The 6838-nt window shown below is 68.5% G+C and carries 6 protein-coding genes and 1 tRNA gene; 6 read left to right on the top strand and 1 reads right to left on the bottom strand.

Translation table 11 applies throughout. From position 1 onward, the window contains the following. The first annotated feature begins 21 nt into the window (after window positions 1–21). From D7Y15_RS41360 to D7Y15_RS41335, 6 genes are all read left to right on the top strand, one after another. A complete protein-coding gene (locus D7Y15_RS41360) occupies window positions 22–2064 on the top strand; it encodes an ATP-dependent helicase (protein WP_233605292.1) in 2043 nt (680 codons plus the stop codon). Window positions 2065–2216: 152 nt separating this feature from the next. After that, entirely contained in the window at window positions 2217–3839 is a 1623-nt protein-coding gene (locus D7Y15_RS41355) for an Hsp70 family protein (protein ID WP_120581305.1), read from the top strand. A gap of 9 nt (window positions 3840–3848) precedes the next feature. Then, on the top strand, window positions 3849–4274 hold the full coding sequence (locus D7Y15_RS41350; protein WP_120581303.1) for a hypothetical protein: 426 nt from the start codon (window positions 3849–3851) through the stop codon (window positions 4272–4274). Between the two features lie 15 nt (window positions 4275–4289). After that, entirely contained in the window at window positions 4290–4574 is a 285-nt protein-coding gene (locus tag D7Y15_RS41345; RefSeq protein ID WP_120581302.1) for a hypothetical protein, read from the top strand. Between the two features lie 86 nt (window positions 4575–4660). Beyond that, window positions 4661–4732: transfer RNA gene (locus tag D7Y15_RS41340), tRNA-Val, on the top strand. A 235-nt stretch (window positions 4733–4967) separates the two neighbouring features. Beyond that, window positions 4968–5258 (top strand): hypothetical protein, encoded by a 291-nt coding sequence (locus D7Y15_RS41335; RefSeq protein ID WP_169822488.1) that lies wholly within the window; start codon window positions 4968–4970, stop codon window positions 5256–5258. Between the two features lie 99 nt (window positions 5259–5357). Here D7Y15_RS41335 and D7Y15_RS41330 read toward each other — a convergent pair whose 3' ends face one another. Continuing rightward, window positions 5358–6356 carry a TerC family protein gene (locus tag D7Y15_RS41330; protein WP_120581304.1) on the bottom strand — a complete coding sequence of 333 codons (999 nt, stop codon included), beginning with the start codon at window positions 6354–6356 and terminating at the stop codon, window positions 5358–5360. Between the last annotated feature and the right edge of the window lie 482 nt (window positions 6357–6838).

Raw genomic sequence — 6838 nt, 5'->3', positions numbered from 1 at the left:
TGTATAAGAGACAGCCTGCCGCTGATCCACGCCGTCCCCACCGGAGCGCCCTCGCGCTGTCTGGACCTGGATGGCGCGCTCAACGACGAGCAGCGCGCGGCCGTCGAAGCAGGGGAGGGGCCCGTGCTCGTGATCGCCGGTGCGGGCTCCGGCAAGACGCGCACGCTCACGTACCGCGTGGCGCGCATGCTGGAGCGGGGCGTCCCGCCGTCTTCGCTGCTACTCCTCACGTTCACCAACAAGGCCGCGCGCGAGATGACCCGCCGCGTGGAGGAGCTGGCCGGCGGCTTCGCGGACGTGGGCAGTCTCCTCGGAGGCACCTTCCACCACGCGGCGCACGTGCTCCTGCGCCAGCACGCGGGGGCGCTCGGCTTCTCCACCGGCTTCACGGTGTTGGACCGCGAGGACGCGCGGGACCTGATGGCCACGTGCCTGGCGGAGCGGAAGCTTCGCAGCGACAAGCGCTTCCCGCGTCCGGACGCGCTGCTGGACCTGGTCTCCCTGGCCACCAACCTCCAGCAGCCCGTGTCGCAGGTGCTGGTGGACCGGCGCAGGGAGATGCTGCCCGTGGCCCCAGAGGTGTTCGCCACCGCGCGCCGCTTCCAGCAGCGCAAGGCCCAGCTGCACCTGATGGACTACGACGACCTGCTGGCCCACCTGAAGCGGCTCTTGGAGGACCACCCGTCCGTCCGCGCGGAGCTCACCGGGCGCTTCAAGGGCGTGCTCGTGGACGAGTATCAGGACACGAACCGCCTCCAGGGCGACCTCGTGGACCTGCTCGTGGGCGAGCGCCGCAACCTCACCGTCGTGGGCGACGACTGTCAGTCCATCTACAGCTTCCGGGGCGCGGAGTTCACCAACATCATCGACTTCCCCCAGCGCTACCCCGGCTGCGGCATCTATCCGCTCACGCGCAACTACCGCTCCACGCCCCAGGTGCTGCGGCTGGCCAACGCCGTCATCGAGCGCAACACCCGCCAGTTCCCCAAGGCGCTCGTGTCCGACGGCGCGCCCGGTCCCGTGCCCCAGGTGGTACCCACCCGCGACGTGAAGGCCCAGGCCGCCTTCGTCGCCGAGCGCGTCCTGGAGCTGCGCGCCCGGGGGCAGCGGCTGGAGTCCATGGCGGTGCTCTACCGCGCCCACCTGCACTCGCTGGAGCTCCAACTGGAGCTGACGCGCCACGGGCTGCCGTTCCGCGTGCGCTCCGGGGTGCGCTTCTTCGAGCAGGCCCACGTCAAGGACGCGCTCGCCCACCTGCGATGGGCGCACAACCGGAACGACGAGCTGGCCTTCAAGCGGCTCGCGCGGAAGCTCTCCGGCGTGGGCACCGCCAGCACGGAACACCTGTGGACCGCCCTGGCCGCGCTGCCTCCGGAGATGTCCCTCCCGGACGCGCTGGCCCACCCGGACGTCCAGGCCCACGTGCCGCGCAAGGCGAAGGCCGGCTTCCAGCGCTTCCAGACCCTGATGACCACGCTGTCCGTCCGAGAGGCTCGGAGCCCCGGCGCGCTGCTCGCGGAGGTGCTGGCGGCTCGCGAGCCCCCGACCACTCCGGACGGGGTGGACCCCCGCGCGGAGGACCTGCGCCAGCTCCAGGAGTTCGCCGGCCGCTTCGAGGACGTGCCCCGCTTCCTGTCCGCCATCGCCCTGGTGGCCGAGTTCTCCGCCCGGGCCGCCCTGGAGGGCGACGGCGAGGCCCCGGACGACGTGCTCACCCTCACCACGGTCCATCAGGCCAAGGGGCTGGAGTGGCGGACCGTCTTCGTGCTGAGCCTCACCGACGGGCGCTTCCCCCTGTCGCTCGCCACGCGCGACCTGGAGAACGAGGAGGAGGAGCGCCGCCTCTTCTATGTCGCCGTCACCCGGGCCCGGGAGGCGCTGTGGCTCGTGTACCCCCACACCTCACTGCCCCGGGAGGACGGGCGGCTGCTGCTCACCCCGTCCCGCTTCCTGGCCGAGCTGCCGGTGGGGCCTGACGCGGTGTGTGAGACGCACCCGCCCCCGGAGCCCGACGGGCCGATCCGCCTGCGCGACCTGGGGCCGGATCCAGACCGGGAGCTGTAGGCCGGGCCCGAAATCAGCCCCCCTGGTGGGCAGGCTGGCCAGAACTACAGTCAGGGAGGAAGCGTCCGCCTAGAAACGCGCACGCGACGCCTCGACGTGCTAGAGAGTGAGGACGGGCGCGGCCTCCCCCTGAGCCGTGCACGTTGACCTTCATGGCGGACAGACCTCGCATCGTCGGGATTGACCTGGGCACCACCAACACCTTGGTGGCATCCGTGCGCAACCGCATCCCGAAGATCGTCCCCACGGACCGCGGCAACCTCATCCTGCCCTCCGTGGTCGCGCTGTCCGCCAAGAACGACCTGCTGGTCGGCGGCGTCGCCAAGGACCAGATGGTGACCAACCCCAAGAACACGCTCTGGGGCACCAAGCGGCTGATCGGCCGCAAGTACCATTCGAAGGCGGTGGAGGACCTCAAGGGGTACTTCCCCTACGACATCGTCGAGGACCCCAACGGGGACACCGCCGTCACGATGGGTGGCAAGCTCTACACGCTGCCGCAGGTCTCCAGCTTCGTGCTGTCGCAGCTGAAGACCATCGCGGAGCAGTTCCTGGGCGGCCCCATCGACGCGGCCGTCATCTCCGTCCCCGCCTACTACAACGACAACCAGCGCAACGCGGTGAAGGAGGCCGGGCGGCTGGCCGGCTTCGACGTGAAGCGCATCGTCAACGAGCCCACCGCCGCGGCGCTGGCCTACGGCTTCAACCGGGGTCTGGATCAGAAGGTCCTCGTCTATGACCTGGGCGGAGGCACCTTCGACGTCAGCGTGCTGCACCTGGCCGGCAACGTCTTCGAGGTGCTGGCCACGGGCGGCGACTCCTTCCTGGGCGGCGCGGACTTCGACAACCGCATCATGGAGTACGTGCTGGAGCGCTTCCGCGACGAGACCAAGGTCGACCTGACCGAAAGCCCCATCGCCCTCCAGCGCATCAAGAACGCCGCCGAGGCGGCGAAGATCGACCTGACGCTCATCCCGAACGTCGTCATCGACCTGCCCTACATTGAAGAGCGCAAGGGCAAGCCGTTGGATCTGCGCATCCCGCTGACCCGCGACTACCTCAACAACCTCACCGGCGACCTGGTGGACCGCACCTTCGACATCTGCGACCGGGTGCTCGCGGAGAAGGGCATCAGCCGCTCGGAGATCGACGAGATCATCCTGGTGGGCGGCCAGAGCCGCATGCCGCTGGTCCAGCAGAAGATCCAGGCCCACTTCGGCAAGGCCCCGCGCAAGGGCGTGCACCCGGACGAGTGCGTGGCCCTGGGCGCGGCGCTCCTGGGTGACTCGCTGGGCAGCATCGACGCGGTGACGCTGCTGGACGCGCTGTCCATGCCCATTGGCTACGCGATGCCCAACGGCCGCGTGAAGCGCATCATCGAGAAGAACTCGCTGATCCCGATGGTGAAGAGCTTCCGCCTGCCGCCGCCGCAGCAGCCGGGCGCGCAGTTCATCGAGCTGGACATCTATCAGGGAGACAGCGACCTGATGGTGGACAACGAGTACCTGGGCACCGTTCGCGTGCCGGCCGCCGCCGCGGGCCGGAAGATCGACTTCCGCCTCACCGAGGAGTGTCTCCTCCAGGTGCAGGTGGAGGACGCGAGCGGCATGTCGCGCAAGGTGGATCTGGCCACCCGCGACACGCCCGAGCAGTTGAAGAAGGCCCTGCAGGAAGTCGCCTCGCGCAACACGCCGGCTGCTCCGTCGAGCAGCAGCGGGCCGAGCGATGACCGCGGCCTCTTCTCCAGCATCAAGAGCATCTTCCGTAGGGGGTAGGGAGGCGCGATGCCGAAGTTTCCGTCGAAGGAATGGCTGGACGAAGCCGTCCGGCTCACCAATGCAGACCCGGAGTGCGCCATCGCCGGCAAGGGATGGAAGGGCGACTTCGGGGCCATCATCGAGGCGGAGAAGGGCAAGCTGGACAAGTCCTTCGTCGTCCACGTGGAGCCCGGGGACTGCGACATCAAGCGGGCCCGCGTGCTGTCGGATCCGGACGACCTGGACGAGCTGGAGCCGGTGTACCTGGCCCGCGCGCCGTACTCCGTCTGGAAGCAGCTGCTGCTGGGCACGTTGGATCCGGTGGAGGCGGTGCTCAAGCGCCGCATCTCCATGCGGGGGGACCTGCAGCCTCTCATCGAACGCATGCGCTACAAGGGCATCGCCGACCGCGTCTTCGCCGCGCTGAAGACCGAGTTCCCCGACGGCCCCTGAGGCCAGAGGACACCCATGGGCATCCGCGACGACTTGAAGAAGCAGGCGCTGGGACTGTCCAGCATGGCCATGGAGAAGCTCATGGCCGACGAGAAGCGCGCCATGGCCGTGGCCCAGGCCATTGGCCGGGTCCAGCGCGGAAAGCAGGCCCTGGACCGCGGACAGGAAGAGGTCATGAAGGCCCTGCACTTCGCGCCGAAGGGCGACTTCAAGGCCGTGGGGAAGCAGCTCGCGGGCCTCAAGCGCCGCCTGCGCGAGCTGGACGAGAAGCTGGAAGCGCTCGCGGAAGAATCCTCCTAGAAAAGGCGTTGACACCCACGCGCACGAATGGCATTTACCGCCGCGTCCGTTGCGCAGCGGTGGCGCGGCGGGCGGCACAGACAGCAGGGCGCGTAGCTCAGCGGTAGAGCACTGCCTTCACACGGCAGGGGTCGCAGGTTCGAAACCTGCCGCGCCCACTCAGAAAGGCCGTGAGTCCTCAGGGGCTCACGGCCTTTCGCTTTTCCAGCTCCTGACAGTCGCTGTTCGCCGGGCGGAGGCGCCCGTTGGCTGCCGCACGCGGCCGGGCCGCAGTGTCGGGTTCCGGCGCAATCGGCAGGGTCGGGGCGTGGCCGGAGATCCGCGGACTGTGCGACCTTCCTGGCCGTGCCCAGGACATTGCGATTCACGTGGGATCAGCAGGGACGGGCGGTCGTGAGTGGCCTGCCGCCCGACGACGTGCTGGCGGACTACCTCGCCCAGGAGCTGCGGCCGGATGCGAACCGGGCGCAGGGGATGCTGCGCGAGCTGACGGCGCTGCGGCAGGGACAGCGGGAGCGGTGGGACGTCACCGGGGAGACCTGGAGCCTGGAGCTCAACCGGGCCCGGGCCTCCATCCACAGTGAGGTGGCCATCCCCGGCCGCTCCCAGGACCTGCCCCTGGAGGAGTTCGAGGACGCCATCCGCTCCTGGCTGGAGTTCATGGAGCTGTCGCGGGGCCACTGAAAAAAGAGGCCCGAGCCCCCATGCGCTTCGAGGGCCCGGGCCCGGAGCCCCACACCCCATGGGACCCACAGCCGGAAAAATGTTGGTTCCGCGGGAGCGTCAGCTCTTCGCGGTGGCCGCCGCGTCGCGGCTCACATCCGAAGACGCCTCAGCGTTGGGCGCGTGCGGCGGCGTGTTCTTGGCCTTCACCAGCGAGGCCACGATGCTTCCGCCCAGCACCAGCGCGATGACGCCCAGGGAGACGGCCGGGGACAGGTGCACCACGTCCACCAGCGCCATCTTCGCGCCCACGAAGACGAGCACGCCGGACAGGCCGACCTTCAGGTAGGTGAACTTCTCCATCGCGCCGGCCATCAGGAAGAAGAGCGAGCGCAGGCCCAGGATGGCGAAGATGTTCGACGTGAAGACGATGAACGGGTCGCGCGTCACCGCGAAGATGGCGGGGATGGAGTCCAGCGCGAAGAGCACGTCGGACGCCTCCACCAGCATCAGCGCCATGAGCAGCGGCGTCGCCAGCTTGCGGCCGTTCTCCACCGTGACGAAGTGCTGCCCGTGGAAGTGCGGCGTGGAGGGGATGACGCGGCGGGCGGTGCGCATCAGCCAGCCGTCCTCCGGGTGCTCTTCATGGTTGCGCTGGATGAAGAGCTTCACGCCCGTGATGATGAGGAAGGCGCCGAAGACGTAGATGAGCCAGTGGAAGCGCTCCAGCATCGCCACGCCCGCGAAGATCATCGCCGCGCGCAGCACCAGAGCGCTCAGGATGCCCCAGAAGAGGACCCGGTGCTGGTAGAGGGCCGGGACCTTCATCGTGGAGAAGATGACGACGAAGACGAAGATGTTGTCGACGGAGAGCGACTTCTCGATGAGGTAGCCGGTGAGGAACTCCATGCCCGGCCCGGCGCCGTAGCGCCACCACAGGAAGGCGTTGAACGCCAGCGACAGGCTCACCCACACCGCGCTCCATGCCCCGGCCTCCTTGAAGCTCACCGTGTGCGCCTTGCGGTGGAACACACCGAGGTCCAGCGCGAGCATCGCGAAAACAAACGCGATGAAGCCACCCCACATGAGGGGGCTGCCGATGGTTTGGAAGGATTCCAACGAGTTCACCTGGGGAAGGCACGGGGAGCCAACCCCTCTCAAATAGGAGCGTCGGCAATCTTCGGCAAATAGAGAATCCGGACGCGATACTTAGGGAAAACAGAAGTATCACCCAGGAGCAGGCGTCCCGCCGGGGAAGGGGGGCCGGACGGTCGGGGGCTCTTGAGGCCCTTGTCGCCAGGGGAAGTGTTCATTTCCGCCATGGTTTTCAATGACCCCGGCTGGAGAACGCTTTCACCGGGCCATTGAGACCAGCCGAGCGCCCGAACCTCCCGTGGCACGAGAGCCCGGAGGCTTGGAGCGTGGGTGACGGGGCCGCCGGCGAAGGCGTCGCGGCCGCTGCCCGTCTCGAGGGCCCCCGAGCACGGAAACCCCCTGCCCGATGCGGAACCGATTTGTCTTCACGTCCAGCGCGCTGCTGGTGGCACTCCATGCCTTTGGCCTGTCTCTTAGACACATCTGACGCTGCCGACGATCGCATA

Source organism: Corallococcus sp. AB030, from assembly GCF_003668965.1.
Lineage (GTDB): Bacteria > Myxococcota > Myxococcia > Myxococcales > Myxococcaceae > Corallococcus > Corallococcus exiguus.
Note: the sequence above shows the minus strand (reverse complement) of the source record. Positions and strands in the feature narration are given on the sequence as shown.

Bases quoted from the DNA above. Each gene is read 5' to 3' on its own strand.
- D7Y15_RS41355 (WP_120581305.1), top strand. From the start codon at position 2,217: ATGGCGGACAGACCTCGCATCGTCGGGATTGACCTGGGCACCACCAAC.
- D7Y15_RS41350 (WP_120581303.1), top strand. From the start codon at position 3,849: ATGCCGAAGTTTCCGTCGAAGGAATGGCTGGACGAAGCCGTCCGGCTC.
- D7Y15_RS41345 (WP_120581302.1), top strand. From the start codon at position 4,290: ATGGGCATCCGCGACGACTTGAAGAAGCAGGCGCTGGGACTGTCCAGC.